This window comes from Verrucomicrobiia bacterium, assembly GCA_019634625.1.
Classification (GTDB): domain Bacteria; phylum Verrucomicrobiota; class Verrucomicrobiia; order Limisphaerales; family CAIMTB01; genus CAIMTB01.
The window spans coordinates 1-16,098 of record JAHCBA010000006.1 but is presented as its reverse complement, the minus strand read 5'-3'; the positions used below and the strand labels follow the sequence as shown (position 1 = coordinate 16,098).

Annotated in this window: 11 protein-coding genes; 9 read left to right on the top strand and 2 right to left on the bottom strand. The window is 68.7% G+C overall.

What is annotated here, in order from left to right:
- Window positions 1-4: 4 nt before the first annotated feature.
- The gene (locus KF833_05110) at window positions 5-1,192 is read right to left on the bottom strand and encodes a DUF819 family protein (protein MBX3744667.1); all 1,188 of its coding nucleotides are present in this window, start codon (window positions 1,190-1,192) and stop codon (window positions 5-7) included.
- A 19-nt stretch (window positions 1,193-1,211) separates the two neighbouring features.
- Window positions 1,212-2,954, bottom strand: coding sequence for a beta-lactamase family protein (locus KF833_05105; protein ID MBX3744666.1), 1,743 nt, complete (start codon window positions 2,952-2,954; stop codon window positions 1,212-1,214).
- Between the two features lie 389 nt (window positions 2,955-3,343).
- Between KF833_05105 and KF833_05100 the strand changes: the two genes are divergently transcribed.
- From KF833_05100 to KF833_05060, 9 genes are all read left to right on the top strand, one after another.
- Window positions 3,344-4,420 (top strand): efflux RND transporter periplasmic adaptor subunit, encoded by a 1,077-nt coding sequence (locus KF833_05100; GenBank protein ID MBX3744665.1) that lies wholly within the window; start codon window positions 3,344-3,346, stop codon window positions 4,418-4,420.
- A complete protein-coding gene (locus tag KF833_05095; GenBank protein ID MBX3744664.1) occupies window positions 4,420-7,953 on the top strand; it encodes an efflux RND transporter permease subunit in 3,534 nt (1,177 codons plus the stop codon). The genes KF833_05100 and KF833_05095 overlap by 1 nt, the downstream gene beginning before the upstream one ends.
- A 194-nt stretch (window positions 7,954-8,147) precedes the next feature.
- Window positions 8,148-9,635 (top strand): CoA-acylating methylmalonate-semialdehyde dehydrogenase, encoded by a 1,488-nt coding sequence (gene mmsA, locus KF833_05090; GenBank protein MBX3744663.1) that lies wholly within the window; start codon window positions 8,148-8,150, stop codon window positions 9,633-9,635.
- Window positions 9,632-10,519 (top strand): 5-deoxy-glucuronate isomerase, encoded by an 888-nt coding sequence (iolB, locus tag KF833_05085; GenBank protein MBX3744662.1) that lies wholly within the window; start codon window positions 9,632-9,634, stop codon window positions 10,517-10,519. The genes mmsA and iolB overlap by 4 nt, the downstream gene beginning before the upstream one ends.
- 96 nt (window positions 10,520-10,615) lie before the next feature.
- Window positions 10,616-11,611, top strand: a complete 996-nt coding sequence (gene iolC, locus KF833_05080) for a 5-dehydro-2-deoxygluconokinase (protein MBX3744661.1) — start codon at window positions 10,616-10,618, stop codon at window positions 11,609-11,611.
- 34 nt (window positions 11,612-11,645) lie between these two features.
- Window positions 11,646-13,535 carry a 3D-(3,5/4)-trihydroxycyclohexane-1,2-dione acylhydrolase (decyclizing) gene (iolD, locus tag KF833_05075; GenBank protein ID MBX3744660.1) on the top strand — a complete coding sequence of 630 codons (1,890 nt, stop codon included), beginning with the start codon at window positions 11,646-11,648 and terminating at the stop codon, window positions 13,533-13,535.
- The gene (locus tag KF833_05070) at window positions 13,532-14,494 is read left to right on the top strand and encodes a TIM barrel protein (protein ID MBX3744659.1); all 963 of its coding nucleotides are present in this window, start codon (window positions 13,532-13,534) and stop codon (window positions 14,492-14,494) included. The genes iolD and KF833_05070 overlap by 4 nt, the downstream gene beginning before the upstream one ends.
- Before the next feature lie 3 nt (window positions 14,495-14,497).
- Window positions 14,498-15,547 (top strand): inositol 2-dehydrogenase, encoded by a 1,050-nt coding sequence (gene iolG, locus KF833_05065; protein ID MBX3744658.1) that lies wholly within the window; start codon window positions 14,498-14,500, stop codon window positions 15,545-15,547.
- Window positions 15,548-15,552: 5 nt separating this feature from the next.
- The coding region (locus KF833_05060) for a hypothetical protein (GenBank protein MBX3744657.1) at window positions 15,553-16,098 on the top strand (546 nt) is incomplete at its 3' end.

Here is a 16,098-nt window from a genome sequence, read left to right as displayed (position 1 = left end):
CGGGTCAGTACCAGCGTCGCAGCAGTTCGGCGACCAGGATGCCCAGGGGGGTGCCGATGACATAGCCCCAGATGCCGACCAGCAGCCCGGGCAAAACCAGGCGGGACCAGCCGCGGGAAATGGCCATGGCGGCGGCGGACGGCGGCCCGCCGAGGGTGGCATTCACGGAAAGGAGCAGTTCCTCGAGGTTCATGCGGAAGCAGCGGCCCAGGACGAGGGTCACCACCAGGTTGGTCAGGGCCATGACCAGGCAGAAGGCGAAGAGCAGGGGGACGTTGCGGAGGACTTCGAGGAGGTCGGCACGGACGCCGAGGACGAAGAAGAACAGGTAGAGGAGGAACATGCCGAGTTCTTCGCCGCCGCGGATGGAAGCCGTCCAGGCCGGTGCCAGCCCATTGAGGGCCACCGTGAGAAAGGTGATCAGGACGTAGGGATTGGCGATCACCGCCACCACGGTGCCGGAACCGAGGATGGCCTTGAGGAAGCCGGACAGGGTGAAGCCGGCGGCGGTCACGACCACCGCGAAGCCCACGGCCTGGGCGATGTCGAGCAGGGAGATGTCCTTGCGGCGCCAGTGCTGCGCGGTGAGTTCGCGGCTGTCCACCCGGTCGGCGTCGCCGGAATGCGGGTGGGGATAACGCCGGAGGAACCAGCGGGCGCCGGAGATCACGACGAGCACAGCGAACATCAGCGCCATGATGAAGTTGTCGGCCACGATCAGCGGGTTGCCGAGTTCCGGTTCGACCTGGTAGGTCGTGCGGAGGGCCATGAAATTGAGGCCTCCGCCGATGTAGCTCCCGGTCATGATGCCGGCCACTTCCGGCATCCGGGGAATGGCTGCGTGGAAGAGCGCGGCGGCCAGGACGGCGCCCACCAGCGACCCGAACGCGGCGACGTGGTAGGCCGCAAAGGTGGATCCCGCCTCGCGCCAGATCCGGCGGAGATGCGTGCCCAGCAACAGCAGCGGGATTGCAATCGGGACGAAGTAGTCGTCCACCACCCCGTAGGCCGGAGCCTCCCAGGGCAGCAGGCGCAGATTGGACAGGATCATCGCCAATCCGAGGGCGAGGACGGGACCGCCCAGGCGGGCTGCCCAGCGGAAGCGTTGTTCGAGCCAGATGCTGGCGGCCCCACCGGCCACCACGGCGGCGAGCAGCGGCCAGGTGGCGTCGGGGCCCAGCAGCGAGGTCATGGCTTGACGAACGGACGGGCTACCGACGGCGGCGGGCGAGGGGCATGTTGGCGAGGACGGCGGTATGGGCGCGGCCCGTGCGATCGAGTTGGAAGACGATCTGTTCCGACTCGTACATTCCGGGCGGCATGTGGAAGACGGTGCGGTTCAGCGGGGTCAGGCGGTAATCGTACTCGTTCTCGGTCATGGCGTAGAGATTGCCGTTGCGGATCGAAACGATCAGCGGGATGAACGCGGGCCCGTAGGAGCCGACCAGCGCCCGCCAGGCCAGGGGCGGTTCGGGAAGGGCTTTGGGATCGATCCGGCGAAACGTCTGGCCAAGGGCGTGAAGACGTTCGGCAGGACCCTCGGGAGCCCGTTCGAACCGCACCTCCAGATCGTCTCCGAGCCGGCCATGCGCGCGGAAGGTGTCGGGACCCGAACGGACCAGATCGAAGCGTTGCCGCGAGAAGGTCGCCCGCCAGCCGGCGCCGGCATGGTACTCGATCCTGGCCCAGTAACTTCGCGATTCATACTCGCCGGACAGGGCTGCGATGTCGGCCGGGGACGGCGGGTCCATGGGCGTGGCGTCGGGTTCCGCGGGAGGCGGTGGGCCGAACTTGGTCGCCAGCAGAAGATCGAGGCTGTGCCGGGTCAGACGCCGGACAGGTCCGATGGCCAGGTCATCGTTGGCGAGGACCACCACTCCCAGGCGTTCGCCGGGAAGGCCGACCAGTTGCGAAGTGAAGCCGTACACCGCGCCCATGTGCCCGAACGTGTTGCGTCCCTGGTGCTGGCCCATGGCGAAGCCGAGTCCGAAGCCGCGGGTGGCTCCTGGCGCCTGGACCCGCCACATCTCCCGAAGCGTTTCGGGCCGGATGAGGTCGCCTTCGGGCCCGCGACCCTCGGCGAACAGGCAGGCGAGAAAGCGACCGAGGTCCTCGACCGTGGAGTAGAGATTGCCCGCCGGGAGGATCCCGAATTCAAAATGCGGGGCCCGGCGTTCCTGAAAGCCACCTTCAACCAGGGCCACCGGGAGATAACCTGTTGCCAGTCGGCCCTTGAGATCCCGGTTCAGGAGGAATCCCGAGCTGTCCATGCGCAGCGGACCCAGGATCCGTTCGGCCTGGTAGCGGTCGAAGGGGAGCTGCGTGAGGGTTTCAACCGCGCGGCCAACCACCGTGATGCCGCTGTTCGAGTACTTGGTCACGGTGCCCGGCGGATGCACGAGGACGCTGTCGGCGAGGCTGGCCACGGTGGCCTCGGCGGTGGGCTCGGTGGGATCGAAGTAGCCTCCCACGGGCGATTCTCGAACCAGTCCGGCGCGGTGCGTCATGAGCTGGCGAAGGGTCGGGGCAGCGGCGTCGGGGAACGGATCGACGATCCGGAACTCCGGCACGTAGTCCCGGGCTGGCGCGTCGATGTCGAGTTCCCCGGCCTGGGCCAGTTGCATGGCGGCGACGGCCGTGAAGAGCTTCGAGATGGAGCCGACGCGATACACCGTGGCGGGGGAGGCGGGGATCCGACGGGTCTTGTCCGCCCAACCGAAGGCCGCGGTCATGACCACCCGTTGGTCGTCGATCCAGGCCACCGAGACGCCGCTCAGGCGGCCGGAATCGATCTCGGCCTGCGCCTTCGTCTCGAAGCGCCGGATCGCTTCCGCTTCGGAAAGGGGTGCCGCCCCAGGGCGGGATGCGACCGCCAGGAGGAACAAGGCACCGCACAAGATCTTCCGCCGCATGGAATTGCGGCAGCCGCGGGAGCGGACTTCGGCCATGTGCACGCGCACACGGTAGCGATCGGCCCGCATCGAGTCTCGCGCCAAGTGCGCGAAGGCGCCCGTGGCGATCCGTCATCTCGGACGAAGCCACGGACCGGATGTCGGGTGCGGTCCCGGCCCTCCCGGTCCGAGTTCCTGGCAAGCATCAGGGAGATGCTTGCCAGGTGGAGTTCTCCATCGATCCAAGCGTCAATTGCATTGTGTCGGGCTCCATATATGAAGCCAGTCAAAGGTATTAAGTCTGGCTCATTGCTTTCGTCAATGTTAATGAGTCTGGCTCATTGTTTTCAGCCTGACCTTTCGCTCAAGAGACAAAGATCGCCCCGAAAGTCTTCCGTGTTCCGAGGGGTGTCTGGCAGGCTCCCTGCCAGATGGATCGGTTCGCTCAGGTCATGTCCGCAATCGCTGCCCTGGCGTGGGTCGGTGCCGGTTGTGACGTGAAGCACCCTCCGCCTCCGGACGCCTTCGTGGTGGGAGCCATCGAGGTGCGAGAGGCCGCCGAGCAGGGCGGGCATCGCGGCGCCGCGTACCTTGCCACGGTCAAGGGGCGGAACCAGTTGACCCTCAGCTTCAAGGTGCCGGGCATTGTGGATCTCATCGGGCCGGGCGAGGACGCCGGCGACTGGCAGGAGGGATCCGTGGTGGACCGCGGTCAACTGCTGGCCCGGCTGAAGCCGACGGATTTCCTGGCGGCATCCAATTCGGCGGCTGCCCAGGCCGAGATGGACGGAACCCAGTACGAGCGGGTGGTGCGACTGCTGCGGGACGGGGCGGCCTCCCAGCAGGAATACGAGCGCGCCCTGGCGGCACGGCGGGCCTCCGAGGCGAACTTCGAGCTGCGACGCCAGGATCTGCTGGATTCGCGGATCGTCGCCCCCTTCCGGGGAACCTTGCTTCAGCGCGAAGTGCGGGCCGGGGAAACCGTTGGGGCCGGCCAGCCGGTCCTGACCCTGGCCGACCTGTCGGAAGTCGAGATCGAAGTGGGCGTGCCCGACCGGCTCCTCGACGGACTCCGTCCCGGAACCGAGGTGCGGGTGAGCGTCCCCGCCCTGCGGGAGCAGGATTTCGCCGGCGTGGTGCAGGAAGTGGGGGTGGCCGCGCGGGAGGGAAGCCGCCTTTTCCGGGCTGTCGTGCGCGTCGCCAATCCCGACGGACGCCTGAGACCCGGCATGGCGGCCTCGGTCTATCTCGATGACGCCCTGCGAGTGACCCCGGGCGTGTTGGTGCCGCTTTCAGCCCTCGTCGCCCGGGGCGAACGCGATCTGGCGGTGTTCGTGGCCGACGAGGGGCATGCCCGCCAGCGACGGGTTCGGACTGGCGACATCCTCGAGAGTTCCATCGTGGTGACCCAGGGATTGGCCGCAGGCGAATGGGTGGTCGCCACGGGAGCGAGCCTGCTCCATGACGGCGCGCCCATTCGGATCGCTTCGGACGGCGTCGCGTCGAATCGCAGCCTGGAGCGGCGCTGATGGCGGATCCGCCTCCACGCAGGGAAGGCGGTCTGGCGCGGTACTTCGTCGGGCACCGGGAAGTTGGCTGGCTGGCGCTGGTGGCCATCCTGGGATGGGGTGCCCTTTCCCTGACCCGGCTCGCCCAGCAGGAGGATCCGAAGATCCCGGACCGGGTCGCCCGGGTGGTGACCTTGTTTCCCGGGGCCACCGCCGTGCAGGTGGAACAGCTCGTCACCGAACGGATCGAAAAGAAGATCTCGGAACTCGACACGGTCGAGGAGTTGAGCAGCCAAAGCCGGCTCGGCGTGTCGGTGATCACTGTTCACCTCCGCCCGGCGCCCCGGGCGCGCATCGATCAGGACTGGGACCGGCTGCGGGCGAAGGTGTCCGAGGTCACCCTCCCGGAAGGGGCGCAGGCGCCGCATCTGGACATGGACTTCGGGAGCACCGTGACATTGCTGTACGGTGTGGCGAGCCCGCCCGCCTCCGAGGCGGAGTGCGTGGCCCGGGCGAATCTGATCCGCGACCACCTGGCAGGCTGGCGGGCGGATGCCAACGCGGACGGCCGGGCGGCGGTGTTCGCGTTCTATCCGGCCGCTGTGTCGAAGGCGTACCGGGCCCGCACCAGCGAGATGTTCGTCCGTCGTCTCGAAGCCGGACGCCATGGCTGGGATGTCAACCGGTTTGCGGGGGAATCCTTCATCCTCGCCGAATTCGCCACCGGCTCGACCCGGGACGGCCTCGAGGCGTTCCTCGCCGACTTCATCCGGGAACTGGCCGGGTCCGACTCGGAACTGCACCCGGATTTCGGTCCGGTGGCGATCCTGATGGGCGCCGAGGACCCGTTGCCGGTGATCCGCGCCCGGGCGTTGCCGCGATACAGCCATCGCGATCTGGAACTCGCCGCACGGGTGTTCGAGGACGAACTCAAGCAGATCGGCTCCGTCGGTCGTGTCCGCGCGGTGGGGGTTGTTCCCGAGGCCCTCTATCTCATGTACTCCCTGCGCGGCGTCGAGGGGCGGGGCCTCGATTCCCAGCGGGTGATGGACTTCATCGCCGCGCGCAACGCCCTCATTCCCGGGGGCATCCTGGCGACCGAAGGCCAGAACTTCCCGGTCCAGCTCACCGGCGAATTCCGCACCGACGCCGACCTTCTCGGGGCGGTGATCGGACGGACCCCGGGCGGCGATCCGATCTATCTGCGGGACACTTTCGAGGTGCGCCGCGGTTATCGGAATCCCGTCGAGTTCGAGGTCGGAATCCTTCCAGGAGCGGGCGCGCAGGATGTCGCCGCCCCGGGCAACGGCGTGCTCCGCTCGGCCATGGTGGCGGTCGAGATGAAGGAAGGTCGCATCATCCGGGAATTCGCCCGGGAAGTCGCCTCCGTGGCGTCCGTGGTCGAGGCGCGGCTTCCCGAAGGCATGCGCCTGTGGGTGCTCAGCGATCAACCCGCGGCGGTTGGGCAGCGCGTCCACCGGTTCCTCGCCTGTTTTCTGGACGCCGTGATCATCGTGATCCTGGTGGCCCTGCTGCTCATGGAATGGCGCTCGGCCCTGGTGGTGGCACTGGCCATTCCCGTCACCGTCGCGCTGACCTTCATCGGCATGCACGCCCTCGGCATCCCCCTGCACCAGATCTCCATCGCCGCGCTGATCATCGCGCTGGGTATGCTGGTGGACGATCCGGTGGTGGCGTCCGACGCCATCAACCGCGAACTGGCCGGAGGCCGGCCCCGCGAAGTGGCGGCCTGGCTGGGGCCATGGCGCCTGCGGCGGGCCATTGTGTTCGCCACCACCATCAACATCCTCGCCTTCCTCCCGCTCGCCCTGCTGCCCGGCGACAAGGGCGCCTTCATCCTCGCCCTCCCGCTCGTGGTCACCCTCGCGCTGGTGGCGTCGCGCCTGGTGTCGGTGACCTTCGTCCCGCTGCTCGGATTCCACCTCTTGCGGGGTCAACGCAGCCTCGACGAAGGGGGCGAGATGCGCCGCTTCCCCGTATTCCGGGCGGTGGATGCCGCGCTCGGCTGGGTCGCTCCCCGTTACGGCAGCCTGCTGGAAAGGTCCTTCCGCCGCCCGGGGCTTCCCATCGGACTGGCCTACGGCACGCTCGCCCTGAGCTTCCTCGCCGTGCCCTTCCTCGGAAGCCAGTTCTTCCCGCCGGCGGAACGCAACCAGTTCCTCATCGATGTGGAACTCCCGCCCTCGGCCTCCATCTTCCGAACCCGCGAGGTCATGGACGACATCGTCCAGCGCCTGCGGGAACATCCCGAGGTGACGCTTGCCGGCCTGTTCCTGGGCGGCTCCGCACCGCGCTTCTACTACAACGTCACGCCCCGCGAACCCGCGCCCAACCTCGCCCAGATCCTCGTCAACACCCGCCTCGCCTCCGAGGTCCCTCCCCTGGTCGCCGCCCTGCGTGACCGGTTCGACCGCGAAATCGCTGGCGCCCGCGTCCTGGTGCGGGAACTCGAACAGGGTGTCCCCGTCGATTACCCCATCCAGATCCGCTTCGCCGGCGGAGATCTCGACATCCTCCGTTCGCTCGCGGACCAGGCGGCATCCGTCCTGCGCGAGGCCGGGGGCTACAAGGTCAACGATGACCTCGGCTGGCGGATCCCAACCCTGCGCGTCGCCATCGATCAGGCCCGCGCCAACAGCCTCGGCGTCGTCAACACCCTCATCGGTCGCGTCATGCAATCCGCCTTCGGCGGCCTTCAGATCACCGAACTCCGGGAGGGCGACCGGCTGGTTCCCGTGGTGATTCGACTGGCCGTCGAGGAACGCAACGAGGCTGCCCGTATCCGCTCCCTCTACGTCGAATCCCTCACCACCCGCCCGGTTCCCCTCAGCAGTTTCGCCGAGGTCGGCATCCAGCCCGAATTCGCCACCGTGCCCCGCCACAACCTCCTGCGCAGCGTCACCGTCCGCGCCTTCTCCCGGACCGGCGAACTGCCTTCCCAGGTCCTCGCCCGCGCCCGACCGGCGCTGGATCGCATCCACCTGCCCCCCGGTTATCGCATGGAATTCGATGGCGAAGCCCGCGAACTGGCCCAGAGCCGGTCGGAAATGGCCACGGTCATGGCCGTGTCCATCGCCCTCATCGCCCTCGCCCTCGTCCTTCAGTTCAATTCGGTGGTCAAGGCGTCGATCGTCCTCGCCGTCGTGCCCGTCGGCCTGATCGGCGCCTTCCTCGGCATGACCGTCGTCGGCACCTCGCTCGGCTTCATGGCACTCCTCGGCATCGTCAGCCTCGCCGGCGTCATCGTCAGCCACATCATCGTCATCTCCGACCTCATCGAGGAGGCCCGCGCCGCCGGCATGGAAACCGCACCCGCCCTGATCCATGCCGGTCTCGTCCGGATGCGGGCGGTCCTCGTGACCAGCCTGGCCACCGTGGGCGGCCTGATCCCGCTCGCCCTCACCGGCGGCGAATTGTGGCGTCCCCTCACGGCCGTCCACATCTTCGGCCTCCTGGGCGCCATCGGCCTGTCCCTGGTGCTCCTGCCCGTCCTCTATCACCAGGCCGCCACCCGCTGGCGCTGGATCCGCTGAACGAACGCTCGTGATGCCCCGTTGACCGTGGTACTTGCCCGCTCCATCGGCGCAGCTCGTTTCCCAGCGAAGCACGGCTTGCTTTGGACTTCCCACCCCACGCAGCCTCCGCCTAGCGTGGCGCCGCTTCAGCCGCCCGGACGCTGGCCCCGCCGCCCGGTCGGTTGTTGTCCGTACCCTGCACGCCCGCACCTATGGCTGAATTCACGCCTCTGAAAAACTACATCGGCGGCCAGTGGTCCGACGCCGAGTGCTCCGGAACCCTCCCCATCGAGAATCCCTCAACCGGCGCCCTCCTCGGAGTGGTCCCCCTTTCCACCCCCGCCGAGGTGGCCCGTGCCGTCGCGGCCGCTGACACCGCCTTCCCCACCTGGAGCCGCACCCCGGGTTCCCGCCGCGCCGAGTACCTCTTCCGGCTGCTCGAACGCCTCCGCGCCGACGAGGAATCCCTCGCCCGCTCGATCACCGGGGAGAACGGCAAGTCCCTCCCCGACGCCCGCGCCGAAATGAAGCGCCTGATCGAGAACTGCGAGGTCGCCTGCGGCCTCCCCGTCCTTCAACAGGGCGACAAGCTCATCGGGGCCGCCGAAGGCATCGACGGCGAAGTCCTCCGCCTGCCCATCGGCGTCTTTGCCATGGCCGGCCCCTTCAACTTCCCAGGCATGGTGCCGTTCTGGTTCCTCCCCTACGCCATCGCCGCCGGCAATACCTTCGTGGTCAAACCCTCCGAACAGACCCCCCTCACCCTCCAGCGCATCGCCGGTCACTTCCACGCCGTGGGCCTTCCGGCCGGCGTCGTCAATGTCATCCACGGCGACCGGACCGTGGTCGAGACGCTCATCGATCATCCCCGTGTCCGCGGGCTTTCCCTCGTCGGCTCCAGCCGCACCGCCCGGGCCGTCGCCACCCGCTGCGCCGCCGCCGGCAAGCGGTTCCAGGCCATGGGCGGCGCCAAGAACCACCTCGTCGTCATGCCCGATGCCCGCGTGGACGAGGCGGTCCGCAACATGATCTCCTCCTGCTTCGGCTGTGCCGGCCAGCGCTGCATGGCCGCCTCCGCCATCGTTGCCGTCGGCCGCGAAGTCCATGATCAGGTCTGCCGCCAGCTCGTCCAGGCCTGCACCCACGTCACCGTCGCCAATCCCCTCGACCCCGCCGTCGCCAATGACCCCATGGTGATCGGCCCCGTCATTTCCGCCAAAGCCCGCCAGTTCGTCCTCGAAATGATCGAGACCGGTGTCCGGGAAGGCGCCGAACTGCTCGCCGATGGCCGCCATGTCCGCGTGCCCGGCGCCGAACAGGGCCACTTCATCGGCCCCACTGTCTTCCGCGGCGTCCGGCCCGGCATGGCCATTCATCGCACCGAAATCTTCGGCCCCGTCGTGGTCGTCCTCGAAGCCGCCTCCTTCGAGGAGGCCGTCGCCATCATCAACCAGCACGAGTACGGCAACGGCGCCTCGATCTACACCCGGAGCGGTTACTGGGCCCGCCGCTTCAAACTCGAAGTCGAATGCGGCATGATCGGTGTCAACGTCGGCATCCCCGCCCCCGTCGCCCACCTCCCCTTCGGCGGCATGCGCGGCTCCCAATTCTCCGATATCAAGGCCCAGGGCCGCGCCGTCATCGACTTCTATACCGAACCCAGGATCGTCACCGAACGCTTCTGGCCCGAGACGGAATGAACGCCACGCCGGATTCCCTCCTCGTCCGTCCTCAACCGGACCCGGCCGACCCCGGACGTGTCCTCCGCGTCACCCCGGCCACCGCCGGTTGGGACCTGATCTCCTTCGAGATCCGCCGCCTTGCGCCGGGTGCCGAATGGGCCTTCGACACCGCCGAAAACGAGCTGGCCCTGGTCAATCTCACCGGCCGCTTTGCCGTTGCCTCCGACCGCGGTCACTGGACCGGCATCGGCGGTCGCGCCACCGTGTTCGAGGACGCCGCCCACGCCCTCTACCTCCCCCGCCGCACCCGCTTCCAGGTTGTCGCCGAATCCGAAGCCACCTTCGCCGTCACCTGGGTCCCCACCGACCAGGATCATGCCCCCTGGCTGATCCGCCCCGACCAGGTCGCCCGCTCCATCCGCGGCGGCGACAACGTCAGCCGCCAGATCAACGACCTCCTTCCCCCCGGCTCGCCCGTCCATCGACTGGTCCTCGTCGAGGTTTATACCCCCGGCGGCAACTGGAGCAGTTACCCGCCCCACAAACACGACCGCCACGTCGTCGATGACCAGGGCCGCCTCCTCGAAGCCGACCTCGAGGAAATCTACTACTACCAGATCGACCGCCCCGAAGGATACGCCTGCCAGCGCATCTACACCGATGCCGACTCCCCCGGCCACGCCGCCGGTCGTCCCATCGACGCCCTCGTCCGCGCCAGCCACGGCGATGTCGTCCTTGTCCCCGAAGGTTACCATCCCGTGGTCAGCGCCCCCGGCTACACCACCTACTACCTCAACGTTCTCGCCGGCAGCGCCCAAAGCCTCGCCAACCGCGAAGACCCCCGCTACGCCTGGGTCAAGGACACCTACCGCACCCGCGATCCCCGCCTGCCCCTCTACTGATCCGGAATGCCAGCCCGCATTCCGCCCAACCGCCTCCCCAAAATCCCCCCGCCTCTGCCCATGGACCAACCGGAGATCCTCTTCGACACCTTCCACATGGGCCGGTCCTCGATCGACCTCTACAGCAACGACGTCGGCCGGCCCTTCCCCGAAATCCGCAGCTTCGCCGCCTACGTCGGAGGTTCGCCCACCAACATCAGCGTCGGCGGTCGCCGCCTCGGCCTCCGCACCGCCCTCCTCACCGCCGTCGGTACCGACCCGGTTGGCGATTTCATCCTCCAGTTCCTCGACCAGGAAGGAGTCGTCACCCGCTACATCCCCCGCAAACCCGACCGCCGCAGCAGCGCCGTCGTCCTCGGCATCGAACCCCCCGACCGCTTCCCGCTGGTCTTCTACCGCGAAAACTGCGCCGACATCGGGCTGACCATCGAGGATGTCCTCGCCGCCCCCATCGCCCAGGCACGCATCTTCCAGTTCGCCGGCACCAATCTCAGCAGGGAACCCAGCCGCAGCGCCACCCTCTTCGCCGCCGAACTCGCCCGCCAGACCGGCCGCGAAGTCGTCCTCGACATCGATTTCCGTCCCGATCAGTGGCACGACCCCCGCGCCTTCGGCGTCGCCATCCGCTCCGCCCTGCGCCTTACCGATGTCGTCCTTGGCACCGAGGACGAAATCAACGCCGCCATGCTCACCGACCCCGCCCACGTCGAGGCGACCCGTTCCGTCTCCGACACCCGCGTCCACGGCAACGTGGACCAGGCGGTCCGCACCCTCCTCACCATGGGCCCCCGCGCCGTCGTCCAGAAACGCGGCGAACAAGGCGCCCGCGTCCATGTCCGTGCCGCCGCCTCCGAACCCGAATCCATCGAGGCCCCAGGTTACCCCGTCGAGATCGCCAATATCCTCGGAGCCGGCGATGCCTTCGCCGCCGGGTTCCTCTACGGCCACCTCCAGGGCTGGGGCTGGCGCAAGGCCGCCCGCCTCGGCAACGCCTGCGGCGCCATCGTCGTCACCCGCCACGGCTGCGCCAACTTCATGCCCACCCTCGACGAAGTCCTCGCCTTCGTCGCCCCCCGCGGCGGACTGGACTGAACCCCTCCACGCCCCTCCACGCCTCTCCATGCCTATGAACCTCCCCACCGAACGCCTCACCCTGGCCCAGGCCCTGGTCAAATTCCTCGTTCACCAGCACGTCGAACGCGACGGCGTCAGCCACCGCTTCTTCCCCGGCTGCTTCGGCATCTTCGGCCACGGCAACATCGCCGGCATCGGACAGGCCCTCCAGCAGTACCCCGCCCTCCGCTACTACCAAAGCCGCAACGAGCAGGCCATGGTCCATACCGCCGTCGCCTTCGCCAAAATGCAGAACCGCCTCCAGTCCCTCGTCTGCACCTCCTCCATCGGACCCGGCGCCACCAACATGATCACCGGCGCCGCCGTCGCCACCATCAACCGCCTCCCCGTCCTCCTCCTCCCCGGCGACATCTTCGCCCGCCGCAACGTCGCCCCCGTCCTCCAGCAACTCGAGTCCAGCCACACCCAGGACATCTCGGTCAACGACTGCTTCAAACCCGTCAGCCGCTACTGGGACCGCCTCTACCGGCCCGACCAGCTCCTCACCGCCCTGCCCGAGGCCATGCGCGTCCTCACCAGCCCCGTCGAAACCGGCGCCGTCACCCTCGCCCTCCCCCAGGACGCCCAGACCGAGGCCTTCGATTATCCCTCCGAATTCTTCGCCCCCCGCACCTGGTCCGTCCCCCGCAACCGCCCCGACACCGCCGCCATCCTCCGCGCCGCCGACTGGATCCGCGCCGCCCGGCGTCCCCTCATCGTCGCCGGCGGAGGCGTCCTCTACAGCGGTGCCACCGAATCCCTCCGCCGCTTCGTCGAGGCCACCGGCATCCCCGTCGGCGAAACCATGGCCGGCAAAGGCTCCCTCCGGTACGACCATCCCCTCAACCTCGGCGCCATCGGCGTCACCGGCACCCGCGCCGCCAACCTCGCCGCCCGCAACGCCGACCTCGTCCTCGGCATCGGCACCCGTTACAGCGACTTCACCACCGCCAGCAAAACCGCCTTCCAGGCCCCGGGCGTCCGCTTCATCAATCTCAACGTCGCCGAATTCGACGCCGCCAAACACCACGCCCTCCCCCTCGTCGGCGATGCCCGCGTCACCCTCGACGAACTCCTCCCCATGCTCGCCGGTCATTCCGTCCCCCCCGGATACCGCGCCGAATCCGAACAGGCCCACCACGACTGGGAAGCCGAGGTGGACCGCATCTACGCCATCCGCCACCAACCCCTCCCCAGCCAGGGCGAACTCATCGGCGCCGTCAACGAACTCAGCCCCCCCGACGCCGTCATGATCAATGCCGCCGGCAGCATGCCCGGCGACCTCCACAAACTCTGGCGCTGCCGCAACACGAAGAATTTCCACCTCGAATACGGCTTCAGCACCATGGGCTACGAAATCGCCGGCGGCCTCGGCATCAAACTCGCCGACCCCCGCCGCGAAGTCTATGTCCTCGTCGGCGATGGCAGCTACCTCATGCTCGGCAACGAAATCATCACGTCCATCCAGGAGGACCTCAAACTCACCATCGTCCTCATGGACAACTCCGGCTTCAACAGCATCGGCGGCCTCAGCCGTTCCCTCGGACAACAGGGCTTCGGCACCCGCTATGCCTTCCCCCGCGATGGCCAGCTCCCCGGCGACGAGGCCGGCCCCGACCTCGAACCCCTCCCCGTCAACCTCGCCCTCAACGCCCGCAGCCTCGGCGCCCATGTCATCGAGTGCGCCACCTACGACGACTTCACCGCCGCCCTCCTCGAAGCCCGCCGCCAGCCCCGCACCACCGTCATCGCCATCCGCAACGACCGCTACGCCGGCGTCGGCGGCTACGAATCCTGGTGGGATGTCCCCCCGGCCGAAGTCAGCGAATCCGAATCCGTCCGCCAGGCCCGCGCCGTCTGGGAATCCCAACGCCCCAAGGAACGCCTCTTCCTCCCCTCATGAACCCCCTCCCCGTCCCTGTCCCCGTCCCCATCCGCGTCGGCAATGCCCCCTGCTCCTGGGGCTCCCTCGAATTCGAAGGCCTCGAAGCCAGACCCCTCGGCTACGCCCAGGTCCTCGACGAAATGGCCGCCACCGGCTACGCCGGCACCGAACTCGGTGACTGGGGCTTCATGCCCACCTCGCCCCACGATCTCCACCGCGAACTCGCCGCCCGTCACCTCCAGCTCCTCGGCGCCTTCGTCCCCGTCGCCCTGCGCCACCCCGACGCCCACGCCGACGGCGAAGCCCGCGCCCTCCGCGTCGCCGAACTCCTCGCCGCCGTCCACCAGCAATCCTCCGCCGGTTCCCCGCCCTTCCTCGTCCTCGCCGACGACAACGGCTCCGACCCCGTCCGCACCCTCCACGCCGGCCGCGTCACCACGGCCATGGCCCTCTCCGACGCCGGCTGGTCCGCCTTCATCGACGGCACCCACCGCGTGGCCCGGGCCGTCCATCGCGCCACCGGCCTCCGCACCGTCTTTCACCATCACTGCGCCGGCTTCCTCGAAACCCCCGACGAAATCGAAATCCTCCTCGCCCGCACCGACCCCGAACTCGTCGGACTGGTCTTCGATACCGGCCACCTCACCTACGGCGCCGGAGCCGACGACACCACCGCCGTCCTCCAGGCCCTCGACCGCTTCGCCGATCGCATCCCCTACTTCCACCTCAAGGATTGCGAACCCGCCGTCGCCCGCCGCGCCCGCGCCGAAGGCTGGGACTACTTCGCCGCCGTCCGCCATGGCGTCTTCTGCGAACTCGGCCGCGGCTGCGTCGATTTCCGGGCCGTCCTCGACTGGCTCCGCCGCCGCGAATACCGCGGCTGGGTCCTGGTCGAGCAGGATGTCCTCCCCGGCATGGGCACCCCGAAGGAAAGCGCCCGCCGCAACCGCGAATTCCTCCGTACCCTCGGCCTCTGATCCATGACCCCGTCCCCCATCCCCGTCGGCCTCGTCGGCGCGGGTCGCATCGGCCGTCTCCACGCCGAACACCTCCGCTGCCGCCTCCCCGAAGCCGACCTCCGCATGGTCACCGACGTCGATCCCGGCGCCGCCCGTTCCTGCGCCGAACGCTTCGGCATCCCGCAGTCCGGCTCCGACTACCGTGAACTCCTCGCCCGCCCCGACCTCGCGGCCGTGATCGTCTGTTCCCCCACCGACACCCACGTCGGGATCATCGAAGCCGCCGCCGCCGCCGGCAAACACGTCTTCTGCGAAAAACCCATCGATGCCGGACTCGCCCCCATCGACCGGGCCCTCGCCGCCGTCGATCGCGCCGGCGTCCTCCTCCAGATCGGCTTCAATCGACGCTTCGACCCCAACTTCCGCCGCGTCCGCGAAGCCGTCGTCCGCGGCGAAATCGGCACCCCCCACCAGGTCCTCATCGTCAGCCGCGATCCCGCCCCGCCCCCGCTCGAGTACGTCCGCCGCTCCGGCGGCATCTTCCTCGACATGACCATCCACGACTTCGACATGGCCCGCTTCCTGGTCGGCTCCGAGATCGTCGAGGTCTATGCCACCGGCAGCGTCCGCGTGGACCCCGCCATCGGCGAGGCCGGCGACCTCGACACCGCCACCGTCCTGCTCACCTTCCGCAACGGCGTCGTCGCCACCATCCAGAACTGCCGCCAGGCCGTGTACGGCTACGACCAGCGCGTCGAAGTCTTCGGCTCCGCCGGCTCCATCCGCATCGACAACAACCACCCCAACACCGCCCTCCTCAGCGGCCCCGAACGCGTCCAGCGCGACCTCCCCCTCCGCTTCTTCATGGATCGCTACCTCGACAGTTACCTCGAGGAAATGCGCGCCTTCCTCGCCGCCATCCGCTCCGGTTCCCCCTCCCCCGTCCCCGGCCCCGACGGCCGCATCCCCGTCCTCATCGCCCACGCCGCCCGCCAGTCCCACACCCTCAACCGCCCCGTCCGCCTCGACGAAATCGACCGCCCGACCATTCCCCATCCCCCCACCCCCTGATCCCCATGCCACTCCCCCTCGGCAAACGGCGCCGCCTCCAGCAAACCGCCGGTCCCGACGGCGCCTTCACCGTTCTCGCCATCGACCACCGCGGCCCCCTCCGCCGTCAGCTCGCGTCCGCCTCCCCCGACCGCCCCCTCGACGAACTCCTCGCCGACATCAAACGCGACATCGTTCGCGCCCTCGGCCCCCTCGCCTCCGCCGTCCTCCTCGATCCCGAACTCGGCCTCGACGCCTGCGTCACCCACGGCGACCTGCCCGGCTCCACCGGCCTCCTCGTCGCCCTCGACACCGGATCCACCGGCGATCCCGCCAACCTCCAGACCGGCCTCGCCGAAGGCTGGAACGTCGCCCGCATCGCCCGCTCCGGCGCTTCCGGCGTGAAACTCCTCGTGTACTACCACCCCGACGCCCCCCAGGCGCCCCAGGTCGAACACCTCGTCCGTACCATCGCCGCCGACTGTGCCCGCGAGGAAATCCCCCTCTTCCTCGAACCCCTCTCCTACTCCCCCGACGACCCCTCCCGACGCCTGCCACCTCCCGAACGCCGC

Bases quoted from the DNA above. Each gene is read 5' to 3' on its own strand.
- KF833_05110 (MBX3744667.1), bottom strand. From the start codon at position 1,192: ATGACCTCGCTGCTGGGCCCCGACGCCACCTGGCCGCTGCTCGCCGCC.
- KF833_05100 (MBX3744665.1), top strand. From the start codon at position 3,344: ATGTCCGCAATCGCTGCCCTGGCGTGGGTCGGTGCCGGTTGTGACGTG.
- KF833_05095 (MBX3744664.1), top strand. From the start codon at position 4,420: ATGGCGGATCCGCCTCCACGCAGGGAAGGCGGTCTGGCGCGGTACTTC.
- mmsA (MBX3744663.1), top strand. From the start codon at position 8,148: ATGGCTGAATTCACGCCTCTGAAAAACTACATCGGCGGCCAGTGGTCC.
- iolB (MBX3744662.1), top strand. From the start codon at position 9,632: ATGAACGCCACGCCGGATTCCCTCCTCGTCCGTCCTCAACCGGACCCG.
- iolC (MBX3744661.1), top strand. From the start codon at position 10,616: ATGGGCCGGTCCTCGATCGACCTCTACAGCAACGACGTCGGCCGGCCC.
- iolD (MBX3744660.1), top strand. From the start codon at position 11,646: ATGAACCTCCCCACCGAACGCCTCACCCTGGCCCAGGCCCTGGTCAAA.
- KF833_05070 (MBX3744659.1), top strand. From the start codon at position 13,532: ATGAACCCCCTCCCCGTCCCTGTCCCCGTCCCCATCCGCGTCGGCAAT.
- iolG (MBX3744658.1), top strand. From the start codon at position 14,498: ATGACCCCGTCCCCCATCCCCGTCGGCCTCGTCGGCGCGGGTCGCATC.